Raw genomic sequence first — 20339 nt, forward strand, 5'->3', positions numbered from 1 at the left:
TTATGAAGACCTTCCTGATGAGGCTGAGCTTCAATTTAAGATTGTGTATGAGAAAAATCAAAAAGAGCGTTGAACAGCCACAGATTTTGTAGACACTCTTTAGTTAGATAAAATGGCTAATTAACGAGTGATCCTAGAAAAAATAATGGACACATAGTCCCTCTAAAGATAACGTAAGGTTAACTTTGGAGATGTAAAAATAGCTAAACGCTTTAGTCCAGAATTTAAACAGCAAGCAATTGATTAGGGACTGTTCTAAATTTTGTGTAAGTACTTAATTTTCATTTATCCTGAAAAGGATAATTACAAAAGGTACTTCACATGCATGAAGCACCAATCAAAAGTATGGCTGCTGAATTGGCTAAAGGTCTAAAAACACCAGAAGACCTAAACCAAATGACAGCCATATTTAAAAAGTTCATGATTGAAACTGCACTCAATACAGAGCTTTCAGATCATCTTGGTTATGAAAAGCATCAGCCTAAGAAAGGCTCAAATAGCCGTAATGGTTTTAGTTCTAAAACCGTTTCAACTCAAGATGGGCAACTGGCTTTAGATATTCCCCGTGATCGAGACGGTTCATTTGAGCCACAAATTATCAAGAAGCATCAAACGCGCATTACCAATATGGATGACCAAATCCTTTCACTGTATGCAAAAGGAATGACCAATAGAGAAATTGTCGCATTCTTCAAAGAAATGTACGATGCAGATGTCTCAGCATCACTCATAAGCAAAGTTACCGATGCTGTGATTGAGCAAGGACTAAGTGGCAAAATAGAGCATTGGATAGTCTGTATCCTGTCGTCTATCTCGAATGTATTGTTGTAAAATTCCGTCAACATTCCAATGTGATTAACAAATCTGTATACCTTGCTTTAGGCATTAATATGGATGGTTAGAAAGAATTGCTGTGAATGTGGATCGCTCAGACAGAAGGTGCCAAATTCTGGCTATCCGTCATGAAAGAACTCAAAAATCGAGGGGTACAGGATATTCTTGTTGCCTGTGTAAATGGGTTAAAAGGCTTTCCTGATGCCATAGCCTCTGTTTATCCTTATACGGACATTCAGCTGTGTATCGTGCATGTTGTACGCAATAGCCTGCGATTTGTAAGCTGGAAAGACTACAAGGCTGTTACAGCTGGTCTTAAAGTGATCTATCAGGCAAGTACAGAGTAAAATGCATTAAAATCTCTAGATATCTTCTGTGATCAGTGGAATCATTAATATCCAAAAATTGGAGAATCCTGGCGAGCTAATTGGGAGAATATCCGTACAATAATTAGCTATCCAGCTGAAATACGTCATGCGATTTATACAACCAATGCAATTGAATCGTTGAATAGCGTGATCCGCCATTCAACCAAGAAGCGAAAGATCTTCTCGTCAGATGATTCAGTCAAAAAAGTCATTTACTTAGCAACAACCAATGCTGCTAAGAAATGGACAATGCCAATTCAAAATTGGCGTTTGGAGATGAATTGGTTTACGATTCACTTCGATGATCGATTAAAAGATCATTTATAAAAAATGGAACTTACACAAAATAATTTACAGGCTCGGCCCATCAAAAGATGGTTAAGTGTATCTAGAATTTTAGTGGCTATTCAAACTCAACAGCTTTCATTGTTTTACCTGATCTTTTTATACTGTTTCTATGGCGTAGTCTATATTTAACATCATTTTAATCGACCATTTTTTCAAAATTAACAGGATATCTAATAGTAAAATCTTAAATGAAAATAGCCATCTATGTGAGATAGCTATTATCATACATTGCTAACAGATACCACTTAACACGCACTTGGGTGGTAAGTTTACAGTTGTAACAACTGCGAGCTCTGATAGGCTACAAAATTATTATAACCTATTCTTTGTATATGAGTTAAATGTTTATTCTCTTAGTGAAGATACGAGTGAGCCAAGCTTTAAAATAGTTTGAGTCCTTTAGTCTCAATACATCATCTAGCTTAAATAGTCTAATTTTTATATCAGTTTTGCTCATATAATAGTCTTTGATCAGGCCTTGTGTATGTAGATTGGTTATATGCGAGTGCCTCATCTCGAAGATGGTGCTAGCTTCAGCCCCTGTCAGAGTTGGATTTTAAGTCTCTATTTAAAATAGGGCTATAACTAAACAGCCCAATTTTTTTAAATGGGCTATTTACTTCTAAAATAATAATTTCTTATTTGGTATACATCTGTTTTTTTAAACATTCTAATTTTTTTATCTGCTTTGCCAAAATAATAGGGTGCTATAAGGCCTTGGCTCTGTAAGTTAGTGATATGAGAGTGATGCATTCCTAACAGTGAGCTAGCTTCAGCTCCTGTTAGATATTCTTCTTTCAATTTAATAATTTCTTTCAGTTGGCTTTTTTTAACAAGTTTCCAATAAACTAAATCTTTAATTTCTAAAAAGCCTGTTTTACACCAATATTGATGGATCCAGTTTTTTGTGCAATTGAGTTGCTCAGAAGCGATTTGAATCGACACATACTCTTTGTTTTCAAGTAGATTCTTTAGTGAGTTTATCGAAATACGATTAATTTTGATTGGAGACTGGTAATCATTATAACGTTGAAGAATCCCCGAGTGAGTCAGATTGGCGACTTGATTTGAACTGATATTTAATTGTAGAGCTGCTTCTTTCAATGTGAAAAAATCATTATGGATTGTTGTCTTTGATCCTTTATTTTTTCTCCCAGTTTTTGTTGGATATTTTTTAATCTGACCTATGTGTGCTTTAGTAATATGTTGAATAGAGTCTCTAGAAAAAATATTTATAGGTAGCATATCGATATGAGGACCACTAATGGGTTCAACTCCAATACTTCTCAATTTTTCTACAAAATTTACTGGATTGACATTTAATGTTTTCGCAAGAGTTGTTGCGATTACATACTTTTCATGAAAATTTTCCAATTTATAGAAAGGAATGAGTATAGGTGTTGCATTTTTCTTATTATCGTCATTGAGCCAATGAGATTTAGCTAATCTTCTTATTGTATCAAGATTTGTCTCTAGAATTTCAGCAGCCAATTTTACCGTTACTGTGAGTAATTCGTTTTGATTAGTAGGGATAGGAATAGGGTGATATTCTGCATTTAAACGTCTTTCTCCAATTAAAAACAATTCAATATCAGTACTATAGATAAGTGATTTGTCATGAACATTCTCAGCAAATTTTAGCAAATTTTTAATTAAGAGGTGTTTTAGTTTAAATCGTCCAATATCAAGTAATAGTCTTGACTCCTCTAATGTTAAGTAGATTTTTTTACTTTTAGGATTAAGTCTATATGGAATACAAGTTTTCTCAATATTTACAAGATAATTCTCATTAAACCTAACGGTTTTAGCTTCTTTGTAAAATGGTAATAACTGAATTTTTGGGTGAGCTAATTGTATTCTACTGTTAATCCAGTTGCTCATGGTGATAACGGAGTTGGCATTATTTACAAAATATTCGTGTACAATTTTTAAGTAACGTTCATCTGATTGGGGTTCGTCTAATGCTGAAAACTTTTCTAACGCAAACCAAAAAGATGAAAATTCTTGAAATAAGTCATTAGAGTTTTGATTCAAAATATAGATAAACCAATGAATCAGAAAGTTTTCTGCATAGTGCGTTTGTTGAGCTTCTCTTAAATCAGAAAAGCATTTTGAGCATTTTACGATAGATCCTGACTGTAGCTTAATAGCATGTCCACATTTGTAACAATTATCTAAGAGTAAAATAGAATGAATGGGACAAGAGTAAATGGGTCTTAACAGCCATATTTTCCTGAAATAAGGCTGTTCTTTTAGGCATTGTGGGCAATATGAATAGCTTTTGGATTTAAATAAATTACGATCAATGTTCACATTTCTATATTTTTTGGGAGCTCGGCTCGTTGATTTATCACGCTCAAAAGCAAGATCAATATAATGGGGGTTGAGGCTTAAAGCCTGTAATGCAAGTCTAAATCGGTTTATGTCAATGAATGTGTAATTCGGGGATGACTTACTCAAAAAGCTAAATTTTTCTTTCCCAAATAATTGATAGACTGAAGTGTGACCGTTTAATTCAGCAGTTCGAAGCAAGTAACTTGTAGCTGATTCGTCTGGATAAGGCGTTGCTTCAATAAGAAGTCTTATGTTCTTATTCATATTTGACCTCTTACCTTCACTGCTAATTGTGATAGTGACATTTTAAAAGGATCAGAGTTTAGCTTAGAAATATAGTCAGTAATTCCTAATTGCCAAGCGGTACTAAAATCACTTTTATTGATAATTAGCCTTCCTTCATTTAATGCATTAACAATACTTTCTCTGATCAGACTAATGGTGTAGGAGTGATAACCTAGAGTAGCAGTGTAAATTTGCATACCCATGAGTGGATTGTCGAGAGGTGGTGAAAATGTAATATTTTGCTGTGCCATTTTACGCGCGATTTCACTTAGAAATGCGTAAATTGTGCCATGACCTTGAGGGGATTCAATGTAAAGAGGATTTAAGGTATATATAAATGGAAATCTACGGGCTATTTGGCTATCAACTTGTAATAGTTCTGCAAACTCAGGAAGACCGACTAAGCAAAAGCTAATTCCTGTTTGATTAACGAGCGTTTTTAGCCAATTTCCTATGGTTGCATTCATTCGTGTATATGACTGTTTACGTTCAAATAAATGATGAAACTCATCTAGAAATACGAGCTTAGTTTCACACATTCTGAGTAAATAACTTAATCTATCTGTTAAGTAGGACGTAGTCCCATTATTATAAGTTGGATCACCTAATTCGTGTAGCATAGTTATTGCCAGCGATTTAATAGTGGCTGGTGAAGGAACTTCAACATAAAATGCTGGAATGATCGTTTTTTTGTGGTCTTCTTCTATTTTAGTAGATTTAGGCATTTGGCTGACAAGCGCTTTACACAACGTCGTTTTTCCTAAGCCTCCTTTTGCCAAAAGCATACTTCCTATTGGTTCTTTATAAGCTATGCTTCTTTTTACACAGTCCTGTATTCCTTTAAAGGCATTCATAAATTCATCTGAAGTGACCACAATATTATTAATTGAGCTAATTTGTTCAAAATAGTTATCAAATTTTTCCATTTTTTATTACCTCTATTGATCCAAAGCTTAGATTGTTTTTTTTGTTATCATGTAATGTCTCAATATTTGGATCATCCTGAGTTATTGCAATAGATGATAAATTATTTTCTATATTTTGAAGCATGAGAGGAAGTTCAAGTTTTATCGGTTTTAACTTTGGTCTAATCTTAATTATATCTGATTGAATTTCATGTAAAAGTTTATAGAGGCCAAATAATTCTGAAAACTTTCCTAGTTTTTTTTGATCTAATTGAGACAGTTGTTTTTTTCTTTTTTGGACCTCTAGATGAATTGTCCTTGATAATCCAGAGGTGTAGTCTTGGTTGGTAGATTCTGCTTGTATGACAACATTCATATCTTTTGGATCAATGATATAAACTTCATTTAGGTCAAGATCATCAATGAGTACTGTGACTTTCTTAATACCTTTTGCTTGTAAAGTAGTTAATGCGTGAGAAAAATAACTTAATCCATCAACTTGAACTTGCCCATGATGAATTGTACGTTCAATTGGTCTTCGACATAAAATTTTTGCATCAACTTCAGAAATATGACTCGGTTTGATGTCTGTAATAGCATCTTTCCACATGACCAATGGTGAGCGACCAGTCATGCTATGAATTGAGCAGTGATAGACATCGTTGATCCACATATCGGTATATTTTTTTAGCTGTTCTATTGTAAATTGAACGCTTTTTTTTGAATTGTAGGTTCCTCTGTCTGATGGGCTTGAAAAGGTTGTTCCTGGCATTTTTTGAATAATACCGTGAGTAAGAGTGCTAAAAAATCTTTCAATGTGTGGCTTATTATTCGGCGTGCCAATTTGAGAAGGTGTTAAAGTGATTTTTAATTGATCGCAGACTCTAGCAAGCGAATTATTTTTAAACTCGACTCCGTTATCTGGAATAATAATGCTAGGAATACCTCCTGGTAATTCTTGATTTGGTCGGGTAACCATATCTTTTATGACAGCGAGAGTTGTTCCTGCACTTGGTGGATACATGCTGATATAAGTGCCTACAATCGCACGAGTATGTGTATCAATTGCACATGCTAAAAAAGGACGACCAAGCGCGATGTTTGTTTTCGGATCTATCACAATAACATCGAGATAGTGGGTATCAATTTCGACCATATATAAAGCAAAAGGGCTGAGCAAACTTCTACCTGAAGCTTGAAATGACTTTTTGGCTATACGGCCTCCTTTTTTAGCTTTTAAAATTCGGTATGGATCAAGCTTTTTAATATACCTTTGTATGGATCTAAGGCTAGGTAAATGATTTAAAGAAATTCCTCGCTCTACTAATTTACCTAACATAGTTGCATGAATATCTTTGCTCGTTCGAAATTCTGGCTTGAGATAAACTTCCTCTATGGTTTCATTGAGAATCTGATAAATTTCAGGTGAAAAACGTAATGAATGATTTCCCTTACGCTCATTTTTTAAGAAGAGTTTGTTGTGAGAATAACTTTTGTATTTAAAAATCCATCTTGCAACTGTTCTAGGTGAAGGAGGAGATTTATCATCTATCGAAGTCGCAATTTCTTGAATTAATGGTGAGAGTTGGTTAAGGCTTGTAGGGTATTCTAACTGTTGAAGTGCAGATAAAACATAACGTTCTTTTCGATGGATGTCCTGACTACATTGAGGATTTAGAACTAACTTTTCGGGTGCAAAGCTACATATGATTTCACCAGACTTATATCGACTCTCAAATTCATTGAGATCTAATGTACATATTTTACCTCCTATCGTTGCAGCATAACGAATTGTATTTAATGCAATTGAGGCTATTTCAAAAATATAATCTGGATGTTCTGCAAAATAAAAGCGATACCCTGGTTGAGGGAGAAAAAGTGCATTTTCCATATTAAAATTTTCCTTGATTATTATATTGAGATGGGAGCGTGTCCAACTTTTGGTGGAAAAAAAGATAATCACCAAGTTCTTGTTTGAGGCCGATTGATTCAAGCTCTTGATAAACTTGAATCGGATTTTCAAGTTGCTTTATTTTTAAAAGATTCAAGGCTTGTTCAATTTCAAATTTACTCCAATCGAAACGATGTCCTCTTTGATACCAGTAAAGCAGTTGCTGGAGCTGATTCTCTTTAGGAAGTTCAGTTTGATCGATAAGTTTGAATGTAATTCCAACCGAGCTGAGTAATGTTGCCAATCGATCGAAACGGATATATTCGTCTAAAGCTAAGGATGCAACAGACGGTTTTACCTCATGCACTTCATAAGAGCCATCAATTGTCTGTATTAGAAAGTCTGGATAACAATAATTGTTTTGAGAGAGTGTGATTTTTAAAGCTTGAGATCTGTAGTTGATTATAGTGGAATTTCGCTCAAGACAAACAGCATGGGCTAGCTCAAGACGACTTTCTGTAGGAATGACGCCACCGCATTTTTTGCTTGGAAATAGGGCAGTTCTGCGACCATAACAGCCTTGGAAAATTTTGCGCTGACCGTGAATGGTTGCTGCAATATTTGGCTCAGTTGCAAAAGCCATTTTAATTTGGTCAAAAATATAGCGATGTAGATTATTTTGTTCAGTGCTCAAATTAGGGTACATAAAGTATCTCCAGTGTTTCTGAACACCCTAAATTTAGGGTGAATGAAATTTCTTGTTGCTTAAAAATTGACAACAAGGGTTGACTGGTGACTGAATACAGAAGATACTTTGAGTACCACGTCTTTGTACTTTTTGTATAAAGTCACCAACGGATTCTTTCTAGAGTCCGTTTTTTATTTGTCAATTTATTTTTATGACATTTTTTCTCCTGTAGCTTTTAAAGCTTTTTTATTTAGTTAAGGCATCATTGCGTAAAGTTGCGAGTAAATGAGCAACATCTTTAACTAATGCATATTTCCCACGCCGGTTTTCAAAAGTAAAAATTGGAATTGGTACAGTTTTACGTGTTAAGGCTTGCCGAAATGCTTCAGTAGATTTGTAGCCTAAAGCTATTCTCAAATCATCATCCATTATAAGAGGACCATGACGATCAAATAATATTTTTTCGATCATCTCAGCATTTACAGAAATAGCATTTTGCATATCAGTTTGTCCTAACCTGTCACACTATAAAAGCATAGACTATTTTAAATATAAGATAAATAATGGAAAAAAACAGGTTAAACTTTCCTCTAGTTTTAGAGTGTTTTTTTTGTAATGTATTAATTTATAATTCAATTTTTTAAAATAAAGCTTGTTCGGAAATATCTCCGCACAAGGAGATAGAATGGCTCGAAGTCAAGTTGATATAGTAAGAGTTCGTCTTTGGTATTTATTCATTGAACATAAGCTGAGACAAAATACTCCCTATGGTGTTGAAAAGATTATTGAACCTAATTCATTTAGGAAAAATGGTAATGGGGATACTATTCGAAATAACAGATGGGGTAAGTATTATCGTGGATTGCATACCCCTACTCAAAAAATCATTGATTTAGTAGAACCATTTGCCCCAGAAAGTACAAAAATTCTCAATCATGTCATTTGGAAAATAATAGAAAGTAAACAAATAATAGGCGTTTTAAATACCAATTCAGTTAAGGAATTGTCTTGGGATATACAGAAAATACTTTATAAATATAGGTATAATTTAGAAGTGCCAAAGTTGAAAGAACGTTTGACTTATAAAGATATTTTAAGCCTACAGAGAAAAGCAGGACTTGATTCGTTAGCAGCACAAGTCCTCTTTCTAAAAGATGCGTATAGTAAAGATAAGAAGGAAGATGCATTTCATCTAGGTAGATCAATTTACCAGACACTTTTGATACTATGTACGGAAATACCATTTCGAAAGATGAGTACTGTTCTAATTTTATTGATGGAAATGCATATATTTCCAATGACTTCTAATGGTAACAAGAGGATTAAATTTCAATACGTACAGGAGTTCTCTAAGAATATTATTTTTTTATCAGAACTTTTTTTAACTTTTGAAGATGCGCTTTTGTACGATTTTAGAAAGAAAAATTCACTTCGTGTCAAATCAGATATTTTAGAGGGTAAATTTGGATTAGATTTAATCTTAAAGTTTTCACCTCCGACTGCTGATGTGTAAAAATAATATGTATTAGTTCGGAGTTGATTTTTACAAACTAAAGCTAGAAACTACAATTTAGCTTTTTTTAATGAGTAGAGATAAGTAAGAAATATCTATTCATATTTCAAGCCTTTGTGCTAAAGCAACTTCAGCATACATCTGTTTTAAAGCTAAATTTTCCTGTTCTAACTTATCTAAACGAGTAAGAATTTGCTCGCTTAAATCTAAATAGTTTGCTTTCCAACGATAAAAAGTTGCAATACTAATTTGATATTCTTGGCAAATTTGTTCAACACTTGCACCAGCTAAATTCTTTTTAACAATGCTATTGATTTGAGCTACAGAAAATTTTTGCTTCACATCGAATTCCTAAACTATTGTTCTGAAGTTTATCCATCGTCGGATTGATCGAAAACTTTTTAGAAACAGATAGGGTTAAATTTAAATATCCTAATTTAGGATATTTAAATTGTAACTGATATTCCACGGCTAGCTCAATACAAGATTTTAAACATCAGTAATTAATTCAGAATTTCAATATTTGTTGTGATAGTGATGTAGCGATAAGCATTTGTCCCTTCATTTTCAGCTCTCCATTTTGTAGCTTTTATTGAAGCTTTCCAGTTTTCTTTTGAATTTGCACAAGAATAATCACCAATCCATTTAGAATTTCTGATTTGTGCCAATACTTCTGTGGTTAAACGATCTGGAGGTGGTAGTGTATCTCTACTATTCAAAAAACGAGCATGCATCATTACTGAATTGTTATCGCCTAGATAGTTGAAATTTCCATTTTGTCTATTACACAAACCTTGCAATTTTTTATATGGTGAAGCTAGTTGCTTTACCCATTGTTGATGAATAAAAATGGGCGAGGAATAGGTGGATACCCTCATTTCAAATTCACTTTCAACCGAAATTGGTTTTGATAAATTAGAGCGTTTTATATTCCATTCATTGGTTAGCATTTGATTAATAGTGGTAGACGTACCAGTATCTTGGAATTTTGTCGCACAAGATGCTAAAAATATGGTGGATGAAAATATAAGTAATTTTTTAGTAATTGGCATAGTTGTAGTTCTCTAAAATATCCTATTTTGGGATATTTTAAATTGTAACTGATATTGAGCCATGCGCTCAATACACAATCCTAGGTATCAAGACCTAATTATGAAACTGATAGAACTTCGTGAGTCCAAAAATGTGACTCAGGTTGAGCTTGCATGTCGTTTGGACAAGCCGCAGTCTTATGTTTCTAAAGTTGAAATTTTGGAAAGACGTTTAGATGTAATTGAGTTAATGGATTGGCTAGAAGCTATAGATAAGGATTTAATAAAATTTCTAAATGAAATTATAGATAATAATTAACTAAAAAACTTTATTACGTTCATAGGAAATATTTTTTAAATTAATAAGTTAATGTTTTATTGGTATATAATTAATACAATTTTTCATTATATCTAATAAAGCATGAATTTAGATCAAGAATTATTTTGTCTCCCTCAAGGTGAACCACCTTTACCTCCAATAGATACTTTAGAACAAACATTACCATTTGATAAATTAGAATGGGAAAATTTTGAGAAATTAATTGCTAGGATAGTGAGTAAAGAGTTTGCTATTACAGATACTTATCTTTACGGAGTAAGGGGACAAGACCAAAGTGGTCTAGACATCTTAGCAAATATAAAGGCAACAGAAAAAAAAGCATGCTTCCAATGTAAAAGAGTTAAAACTTTTAATGCTTTAGATATCAAAACTGCTGTAAATAAATTTCTAAAAGGTAAATGGGCTGAACAAACACAAATATTCGTTTTGTGTATAACGATCTCAATGAACCATATCCAACAAGTTGATGAAATTGAAAATCAAAAGAAAATTCTAAGACAACTAGGCATAGATTTCAGAGTATGGGATGCTACTGAAACAGGTCAATTATCCCAGAAATTGAAAAACTTACCAGAGATAGTTGATGATTTTTTTGGTAGGGAATGGGTTAAACGATTCAATGGATCAGAAAAAACTGAATTACTTGGAGATAGGGCGAATGGGTATGAGATAAATCATTTACGCGATCGGTTGTTTAAGTTTTATTCAACTTTATTTGCTAGGCATGATCCTGGATTAAATAGTACACATACAAATCGCTCTATTGACTTAAGAGAAAGATATATTCCTTCTGATATTAGTGAGTATATTCAAAGAAGTTATATAAATCTCCCTATAGGAAATGATCAGCCCAAAGAGGATATCTATATTTATTCAAATGAAGAAAATAAATATAAGAATAGTAATATTGGTTATGAAAATATATCTCCTATATTAGAGTGGATTCTACTTCAGGAAAATGGCATTATTATTGGTGAACCGGGTTTAGGTAAAAGTGCTTTTTTAAGATATTTAACTTTAACAATTTTAGAACCTATTACTGATAATCAAAAACTAAATAATAATTTTTTTAATACTTGTGTTCCAATATGGATCTCATTTTCTGGATTTACATCTGCAATAGAAAAAAAAGAGATGCTTAATATAGATGATTATTTAAAAGATTGGTTACACCAGTTTGGTTACAATGATGTTTATCCATTATTTAAAAAAGCTATAAAAACTGGTAATTTACTAATACTTCTAGATGGGCTTGATGAGTCTGGAAATGAATATTTAGGACAGCAAGCAATAGATCGTGTTATAACTTTTTTAGAATCTCATAATGCTAGAATTATTTGTACAAGCAGACCGCAGGGGTATAAACAATATTCATTACCTACTAATTGGAAAGTAGGTACCCTTCAATATTTAGATGAAAATAAAGTTTTAAAGTTGGCGAGTACTTGGTTTCGTCATATTGAGTTTTATCAATATGAAGAGGGTGAAGAGTTTGAGTTGCAGCTCAATGCTAGATCGAGTCTTTTTTTGAATGTAGTTAAGTCTAATCATAAAACATTTGAATTGGCTAAAACCCCACTACTTTGTCAAGCTTTAATAGAGTTATTTCACCATAGGCATGCGCTTCCTGAAGTAAGGGTAAAAGTATATCAACAAATTATTGAATTACTTTTAACTAAACATCCTAAAGCTAGAGCTCATGCTGGTGGGTTATTGAATAAAGATGTCATGCATATTAGGCAAGATGACATTCAAAATTTATTGATAAAGCTTGCATGGAAATTACAAACGGCAGATTTACATGCTTCTACATTATCCAGAAGTGAATGCAAAAAAATTATAGAGGACTATTTAATTGATGATGATGAAGGGATGGGTGAAGACCTAAATACTGCAAAAAATCGTTCAAATACAATATTAGATTTCTTAGTCGATCAGTATGCAATATTGGTCGAGAGAAGCCCGAAACAATATAATTTTGTACATTTGAGTATTCAAGAATATTTAGCGGCTGAGCATGTTATAAGGCTTAGTGAAGCGGATCAATTAAATTGGTTTAAGAACCATTGGATATTAAAAAACTGGCATGAAAGTATTTTAAGTTGGTTTGGTCTACTAGATTCTCAAGGAAAAAAAGATTTAGTTTCTATTACTCTCGATATTTTAGACGAACATGGTCAAAATGGAGAGTGGCAACGTTTAAAATCAATAATGCTACAGACTGAATTGATTACTTCAGATTTGGGAGTAAAAATACGAAGATCGCGTGATATTTTGAAAATTGCTATTAATGAAATTGAAATCAGCCCCTTCTCAGAATATCGAGTAAATTTAGCTGAAAGTATAGTAAAGGGTTCTTTATATTCTAAAATATCGCAAGAGTGTCGCGATATTATAATCAAGTGGAATAATATTTATTCACCATCTTTAAGAAGAATGATTCTAAAAGGATTAAAGCACTGGAATCCAGATGAGCAATTATTTAATGCACTATATAAGGCAATTTTTGATGAAGATTGGTATTGTTCATGTGACGCAGCTCTGAGCTTTGCTACAGTATTCAAAAATGATGAACGATGTATAGAAATTTTAAGTTATTTGGCAAAAAAATACCCTAACCCAGAAGTAAGAGCTGCTGCTATATTAGCATTAGCTACTCAGAATATAGGTGATAAAGTAGTTTTAGAAGTAATAGATCTTAATTCTAGCTCAAATAATTTACAAGTAATTAAGGCTGTTATTATAGCGAAGATAAAAAATTGTATTCAAAGTAGTAAAGATTTATCAATTTTATTGAATTTACTTCAAGATCAAAATTTATTTAGAGAAGAGCATTCTTTAATAAATATCATCAAAGAGGGATGGCCTAATGATGTTAGTTTAAAAGAAGAGTTTATAAGTTATTGTAAAAAAACAGAATTTAATGAACATCAATTTCATTTAGAGTATTTGGTTAGTCAGTTCCCTAATGATGATACTGTTGCTGAAATAGTTTGTTCAGATTTAGAAAACAATAAATTGTTTTCTTTTACAATGTTTGATTCTATATTGGATGAATTATTAGCTATAAATTTTAAAAACAATGTTTTAATTAAGAATGCATTATTAATATCAATATATGATGAAATGAAAGAATATAAGGTTTGTTATCAAGCCTATTCCAACAGAAATATTTTAAATTTAATTGATGATGTGAATTTTAAAAATGTTTTAATTTCAAGTTATGAAAATGAAGGGGGTTTACATGATAAATATTGGGTAGTTACTGCTTTATTGGGAAGTTGGAAGGATGATGAAGTTGTTAAAAATAAAATAGATGAATGGATTTATAGTAATAATAAAGATTTAGCAGCTCCTCTTTCTGAATATATCTCAGATTATATTGCTGATATGAATGAAAGAAAAAAATGGTTGATTAATATTTCTAATGAAATGATTGGGAATGATTATTTACGTCCAGTATTTAGCTTAATTGATAATTTTAAAGATAATGAAGTAAAAGATATAATTATTGGTTTTATACAAAATTTGAAAATTAGGCCTGATTTAAGAGCTAATTTAATAGGTCATTTAATAATTAATTTCCCTGAATGTAAAGAGGTATTAAATTTTTTACCAGAAATTTTTGAGAGTGCCAATTCTAATTTGGAAATAATTACTGAATGCTTAGGAGATAATGAAGTAGTTTCTGGTCAATTGTTAGAATTAGTCAACTCTTCTTATTCAGATGTTAGAGAAATTATAAACTCTGTAATTTACGAACGAGTAAATGACTTTGATTTTATTAAGGAAATTATTCCTAACCCTCTATTGGAGTATGATGGAACAATACGTACAAGAAAAATAATGGCTTATTCAAAAAGCGCAAAATTTTCTTCAATAAGTAGTCAGTATTGGAAATCTATTTGTTTAAAAGAATTAGTTTCTATTGGCACTAATTATGAGCAAAAAGTAAGGTCAGGGATAATAGGTCTAATTGAGTTGGAAGAATTTAATGAGATAGAGAATTATTTTAAGAGTGATAAAGCAAAAGGAATGTATGCTGATAATTTCTTCATGATTGATTATTTACAGAGAGATAAATTAGCTTCATCTATTTTTTTGAAAAATTTTGATAATTTTGATCTACTTTTTCGAAAAGATCAGATTAATATTAATGAATTTATTAATCAGGGATATGAAGGGTATTTGGAAAGAACAAAAAATGGTAAGGAAATTTTGGATAATTTTTATTTAAACTCGAATAAGTTAAATCCATTACTTAAAATACGTAAAGCAATAAAAATATATGGATTTAATAATTCTGTATTAGTGTTAATTATTCAGAGTTTAAAATTATCACCCGTTCATAGTTTATTTTCTCTCAATGAACAAAATGAATTGGCTAAGTTATTAATTTTAAACTATAGATGGAGTGAGGTTTCTGAAATTTTCGTTGAATACTTAGGAGAACCAAATGAAATAATGCTTTCTTTTGAGTCTGGTGTATTAGGCTGGTTCGCGTATGGCTGGAATGACTCACCATTTGCAAATTGGGTAAGAGCTCAATCTACAGAAAACTTAAACAAATACTCACTCACAAATAGAGTTTTTTTTGCTGAAGTTCTAAATGAACCTAAATATCTTGAGGAAGTCATTTTAAATTTTGTGGATTTTATCCATGTGGACTATAAATATTATGATTTTTTAAGAGAAATTTTTATAGAGTTAGCCGGTGGGGATCTCATGAAAACTGTTCTTAAAAAATGGGTAGTTTCTAAAAATTATCATTTAATTTCTTTATCTATTGAATTATTAAAAGAAAAAGATAGGTTAGATGTGGACTTAATTCGTATATTTAATGAATTTTACTCTAAACATAACTTAGAAAATTTAGATGGTATTAATTTTATGCAACCAAAACATAATAATATGGTTATGCAACTTTTTTCAAAAATTATTTCTTTTTAGAAAAAAACCGCCAATTTATGGCGGTTTTTTATCAATGTCAACTTATGTGTCGTTCAATGACATTTTATGTGTCGCAAATGACAACTTATGTGTCGCGTGACGGTCGAGCTTACCAGCTCAACGCACCACCAGTTTGATAATCAGTTACACGCGTTTCAAAGAAGTTCTTCTCTTTACGCAAGTCCATCATTTCAGACATCCACTGGAATGGGTTATTTACACCCGCAAACTGTTCAGGTAAACCTAACTGTGCCAAACGACGGTTACAGATGAATTTCAAATATTCTTCCATCATCGCTGCGTTCATACCCAATACACCACGTGGCATTGTGTCACGCGCATATTCGATTTCAAGCATAGTACCTTCAAGAATCATCTGAATGATTTCTTCTTGGAATTCAGCAGTCCACAAGTTTGGATTTTCGATCTTGATTTGGTTAATCATGTCGATACCAAAGTTCAAGTGCATAGACTCATCACGTAAGATGTACTGGAATTGCTCAGCAACACCATTCATCTTGTTACGACGACCCATTGACAAGATCTGGCTGAAACCACAGTAGAAGAAGATCCCTTCAAGTACGCAATAGAATGCGATCAAGTTACGCAGTAAGATTTGATCGTTTTCAGGTGTACCTGTTTGGAACGTTGGATCACATAAAGACTGAGTATATTTCAAGCCCCAAGCCGCTTTACGAGCAACTGACGGAACTTCACGGTACATGTTGAAGACTTCGCCTTCATCCATACCTAAAGATTCGATACAGTATTGGTAAGCATGCGTATGAATTGCTTCTTCAAATGCTTGACGCAAGATGTATTGACGGCATTCAGGATTGGTGATGTGACGGTAAATCGCCAACACCAAGTTGTTTGCAACCAAAGAATCCGCAGTAGAGAAGAAACCTAATGAACGCATCACGATGGTACGCTCATCTTCGGTTAAGCCATTTTCAGACTTCCAAAGTGCGATATCGTGGTTCATGTTAACTTCTTGTGGCATCCAGTGGTTTGCACACCCGTCTAGATACTTTTGCCAAGCCCACTCGTATTTGAACGGTACAAGTTGGTTTAAGTCAGCGCGACAGTTGATCATGGCTTTATCATCAACTTGTACACGTTGCGCACCCATTTCAAGCTCTTCTAAGCCAGGTGCAACATCTAACTTTTCTAAGGCGTGAGATGCTCTTGCCAACGAATCGGTTGGATTTGTTGATCTTGCTGTATAGGTTCCAGCGGATTGTGTAGTTGCCACATTCTGCGATGACTGCTTTGTATCAGATACCACTTGCGAATCAGTCGTTTTTTTCTGTTCGACGGGCGCAGGCTGGTGAGCTTGTGCAGCTTGTTTCTGTTCATCATCTTCAAAATCGTCCCAACTTAGGATAGACATCGTTGTTCTCTCTTCGTTGTTAATATCTATGTTCGACATCTCACAATGGAAGATGTCACTACTATACGCTTATTCTGTGCAAGCAAAATTAAGTTTTGCCGATAGTTGTTTTGTTCTTGTTCGAAAGAACAGATACCCACACTACTTATTTTGCTTACGCTTTTGCTGCTTACGGATCGCAAAGAATGCATAGACCGCAGGCACGTAAAAAACTAAAAAGGCTAAGATCAGCACGATTACGCCTAACTCATAGTTATGACTTAAATGGAACATTTCTTCGCCTTTTATAATTTCAGATTTTTTGAATCCCCCTAAACCCCCCCTTTTTTTTAAAGGGGGGACTTTATTCCCCTTGAGGATTGGGGAGGATTACTTACTGACAAGCTTCACAATCTGGATTGTCGATTGAACATGCTTGTGGTACTGGTGCTGCTTGAGCGAAACCATCTTCTTCAGCAGGCGCTTCAGGTTTAGTTTCTTGAGCAACCGCAGCCACTGGTGCAGCAACAGTTGTTGCTTTTACTGCGTTTAAAGCACCCGTGTTAATGGTTGATTTTTCCGCAGAGGTTGCACCTAATGCACGGAGGTAATAAGTGGTTTTAAGACCACGTAACCAAGCCATCTTATAAGTGATGTCTAGTTTCTTACCATTTGCACCAGCGATATAAAGGTTCAATGACTGTGCTTGGTCGATCCATTTTTGACGACGTGATGCAGCATCTACGATCCAACGTGTATCGACTTCAAATGCTGTCGCAAAAATTGCTTTTAACTCTTCAGGGATACGTGCAATTTTTTGTACTGAACCCTCGAAGTGTTTCAAGTCGTTAACCATCACAGAGTCCCAAAGACCACGATCTTTTAACGCACGTACCAAGTACGGGTTGATCACTGTAAATTCACCAGAAAGGTTAGATTTTACATAAAGGTTCTGGAACGTCGGTTCGATAGACTGTGAAACGCCACAAATGTTTGAAATGGTTGCTGTAGGTGCAATCGCCATCACATTTGAGTTACGCATACCGTCTTTTTGAACTTTAGTACGTAATGTATCCCAGTCCAAACGTTGAGTACGGTCAACTTCAAACATACGCTCTGGACGTGATTTTGCAACGATATCTAAAGAGTCGATTGGCAGGATACCTTGATCCCACAATGAACCTTTAAATGTTGAATACACACCACGTTCAACAGCAAGGTCGCTTGATGTTTGAATCGCGTAGTAGCTGATTACTTCCATTGATTCATCAGCAAAATCTACCGCTGCATCAGAACCATAACCCATACCCAATTCATATAAAGCATCTTGGAAGCCCATGATACCCATACCGACAGGGCGGTGTTTCATATTTGAATTACGTGCTTGTTCAACTGCGTAGTAGTTGATGTCAATCACGTTGTCGAGCATACGAACAGCAGTTTTAACTGTGCGCGCTAATTTTTCACGGTCTAAAGCACCACCTTGAACATGTTGTACAAGGTTGATCGAACCTAAGTTACATACTGCGATTTCATCTTTATTGGTATTTAAAGTGATTTCAGTACATAAGTTAGATGAATGCACTACACCTACGTGTTGTTGTGGTGAACGTAAGTTACATACGTCTTTGAATGTGATCCAAGGATGACCTGTTTCAAACAACATCGATAACATTTTGCGCCATAAGTCTTTCGCACGGATTTTCTTATGTAGCATGTTGTTTTCTTTTGCAATGCCTTCGTAGTAAGCATAGCGCTCAGCAAATTCACCGCCAGTTAAATCATGCAAATCAGGCGTTTCAGATGGTGTGAACAGTGTCCATTCAGCATCTTCAATCACACGTTGCATAAACAAATCTGGAACCCAGTTAGCCGTGTTCATGTCGTGAGTACGACGACGGTCATCACCAGTGTTTTTACGAAGCTCTAAGAATTCTTCAATGTCCAAGTGCCAAGTTTCTAGGTATGCACATACTGCACCTTTACGTTTACCACCTTGGTTTACTGCAACAGCAGTATCGTTGGCAACTTTAAGGAAAGGTACAACACCTTGTGACTTACCATTGGTACCTTTGATATATGAGTTCAAGGCACGCACTGGTGTCCAGTCATTGCCTAAACCACCTGCCCATTTAGAAAGTAGGGCATTGTCACGCATCGCACCATAGATGTCATATAGATCATCTTGAATGGTGGTTAAGTAACAGCTCGACAATTGTGGACGTAAAGTACCTGAGTTAAACAGTGTCGGTGTAGACGCCATATAATCGAAGCTAGACAATAAGTCATAGAATTCGATTGCACGGTCTTCACGCTGTTCTTCATTTAATGCAAGTCCCATTGAAACACGCATAAAGAACAATTGCGGAAGTTCGAAACGTACATCATTTGAATGAATGAAGTAACGGTCAAATAACGTCTGTAAACCTAAATAGGTAAATTGGTTTGAACGTTCTGGTTTGATCGCTGCTGCCAATTTCGCAAGGTCAAAGTTTAAAAGCTCAGGAGAGAGAAGCTCAAGCTCGATACCTTTGTTTAAATAAGTTTCGAGTGCATCGCCTTCGATGGTATCTGTGGCTAAACCTAAGAATTTTAAACCGGTCGCAACCAAGTCATCACGTAATAGGCGTGCAGTTACATAAGTATAGTTTGGTTCTTGTTCGATACGGGTACGTGTTGCCATCATCATCGTGGTTGAGATGTCTGACTGTTTTACGCCGTTATATAAGTTTTTAACTGTTTCATCGACAATGGCTTGAACATTGATGCCTTCTAAGCCTTCACTTGCTTTTTCAATCGTGGCTTGAAGTTTGCCCAAATCTAGAGGCTGAAGCTGACCGTTCGCATCTGTGATTTGTAAGGTTGGGTGATGATGAGCACCAGTTTGTTTACGTGCATCAGAACGTTGTTCACGATAGATCACATATGCACGTGCAACTTTTTGTTCGCCTGTACGCATAAGCGCCAATTCAACTTGGTCTTGAATTTCTTCAATGTGAATTGTTCCGCCAGAAGGTAAACGACGATTAAAAGTATTCATCACCATCTCTGTGAGCTGAGTGATGCGATCATGAATACGGCTTGAATCTGCACTTTGTTGACCTTCTACAGCCAAAAAAGCTTTACCAATTGCTACAGAGATTTTATCTGCATCAAAAGCGGCAACATCACCAGTGCGTTTAATCACTTGTAGTTGACCAGGGGTTGTAATGGCGTTCATTGTCAGCGTAGCTCCATTGTCATCATTGTTATGTTTATGGACCATTTGAATCGGACAAACTGCAAAATTTGTTGTCACGATGTTTGAGGACTAAACACAATACTTAGTGGTTTAATTTAATTTAGAACACAAGATACGGTAATTTTAAGGGTAGATCAATATTGACATTTCAAGAATATTTTATCCCTGAAAAGTAAATTTTTATTTGCATCTTTTTACCTCAAAGCGTCATTTTTGTTATATGCCTTATGAGACAAGCA

13 protein-coding genes and 1 pseudogene are annotated in these 20339 nt (G+C 34.2%); 4 read left to right on the forward strand and 10 right to left on the reverse strand.

Annotated features, from left to right (window positions below; all coding sequences use genetic code 11):
* The first annotated feature begins 321 nt into the window (after positions 1-321).
* Positions 322-1529 (forward strand): annotated as a pseudogene (locus tag AS4_RS04155) (IS256 family transposase).
* 633 nt (positions 1530-2162) lie between these two features.
* Here the strand turns inward: AS4_RS04155 and AS4_RS04160 are convergent.
* The 5 genes from AS4_RS04160 to AS4_RS04180 all read right to left on the reverse strand — a co-directional run bounded on the left by AS4_RS04160 (position 2163) and on the right by AS4_RS04180 (position 8154).
* On the reverse strand, positions 2163-4148 hold the full coding sequence (locus tag AS4_RS04160) for a TniQ family protein (protein ID WP_096733310.1): 1986 nt from the start codon (positions 4146-4148) through the stop codon (positions 2163-2165).
* Positions 4145-5095: a TniB family NTP-binding protein gene (locus tag AS4_RS04165; RefSeq protein ID WP_004819300.1), complete on the reverse strand. Its 951-nt coding sequence runs from the start codon at positions 5093-5095 to the stop codon at positions 4145-4147. Before AS4_RS04165 ends, AS4_RS04160 begins: the two co-directional genes overlap by 4 nt.
* Positions 5082-6965 (reverse strand): Mu transposase C-terminal domain-containing protein, encoded by a 1884-nt coding sequence (locus tag AS4_RS04170; protein WP_096733312.1) that lies wholly within the window; start codon positions 6963-6965, stop codon positions 5082-5084. The genes AS4_RS04165 and AS4_RS04170 overlap by 14 nt, the downstream gene beginning before the upstream one ends.
* 1 nt (position 6966) lies before the next feature.
* A complete protein-coding gene (locus tag AS4_RS04175) occupies positions 6967-7671 on the reverse strand; it encodes a hypothetical protein (protein WP_096733314.1) in 705 nt (234 codons plus the stop codon).
* Between the two features lie 228 nt (positions 7672-7899).
* Positions 7900-8154: a hypothetical protein gene (locus AS4_RS04180; RefSeq protein ID WP_096733315.1), complete on the reverse strand. Its 255-nt coding sequence runs from the start codon at positions 8152-8154 to the stop codon at positions 7900-7902.
* 184 nt (positions 8155-8338) lie between these two features.
* Between AS4_RS04180 and AS4_RS04185 the strand changes: the two genes are divergently transcribed.
* Positions 8339-9166: a hypothetical protein gene (locus AS4_RS04185; protein WP_096733316.1), complete on the forward strand. Its 828-nt coding sequence runs from the start codon at positions 8339-8341 to the stop codon at positions 9164-9166.
* Between the two features lie 99 nt (positions 9167-9265).
* Here the strand turns inward: AS4_RS04185 and AS4_RS04190 are convergent, their stop codons facing one another.
* Together AS4_RS04190 and AS4_RS04195 are read right to left on the reverse strand one after the other, a co-directional pair.
* Complete coding sequence (locus tag AS4_RS04190; protein WP_096733317.1) at positions 9266-9508, reverse strand: transposase; 243 nt, start codon at positions 9506-9508, stop codon at positions 9266-9268.
* 161 nt (positions 9509-9669) lie between these two features.
* A complete protein-coding gene (locus tag AS4_RS04195) occupies positions 9670-10218 on the reverse strand; it encodes a hypothetical protein (RefSeq protein ID WP_096733318.1) in 549 nt (182 codons plus the stop codon).
* A 61-nt stretch (positions 10219-10279) separates the two neighbouring features.
* Here AS4_RS04195 and AS4_RS04200 point away from each other — a divergent pair, with 61 nt between their 5' ends.
* On the forward strand, positions 10280-10516 hold the full coding sequence (locus AS4_RS04200; protein ID WP_096733319.1) for a helix-turn-helix domain-containing protein: 237 nt from the start codon (positions 10280-10282) through the stop codon (positions 10514-10516).
* Between the two features lie 102 nt (positions 10517-10618).
* Positions 10619-15487 (forward strand): NACHT domain-containing protein, encoded by a 4869-nt coding sequence (locus AS4_RS04205; RefSeq protein ID WP_096733320.1) that lies wholly within the window; start codon positions 10619-10621, stop codon positions 15485-15487.
* Positions 15488-15596: 109 nt separating this feature from the next.
* Here the strand turns inward: AS4_RS04205 and AS4_RS04210 are convergent, their stop codons facing one another.
* The 3 genes from AS4_RS04210 to AS4_RS04220 form a co-directional block, all read right to left on the reverse strand.
* Positions 15597-16880, reverse strand: coding sequence for a ribonucleotide-diphosphate reductase subunit beta (locus tag AS4_RS04210; protein ID WP_004722861.1), 1284 nt, complete (start codon positions 16878-16880; stop codon positions 15597-15599).
* Between the two features lie 141 nt (positions 16881-17021).
* On the reverse strand, positions 17022-17153 hold the full coding sequence (locus AS4_RS04215; RefSeq protein WP_004722859.1) for a preprotein translocase subunit YajC: 132 nt from the start codon (positions 17151-17153) through the stop codon (positions 17022-17024).
* A 100-nt stretch (positions 17154-17253) separates the two neighbouring features.
* On the reverse strand, positions 17254-20124 hold the full coding sequence (locus AS4_RS04220; protein WP_081407422.1) for a ribonucleoside-diphosphate reductase subunit alpha: 2871 nt from the start codon (positions 20122-20124) through the stop codon (positions 17254-17256).
* Positions 20125-20339: the final 215 nt, after the last annotated feature.

This window comes from Acinetobacter guillouiae, assembly GCF_002370525.2.
Classification (GTDB): Bacteria; Pseudomonadota; Gammaproteobacteria; order Pseudomonadales; family Moraxellaceae; genus Acinetobacter; species Acinetobacter guillouiae.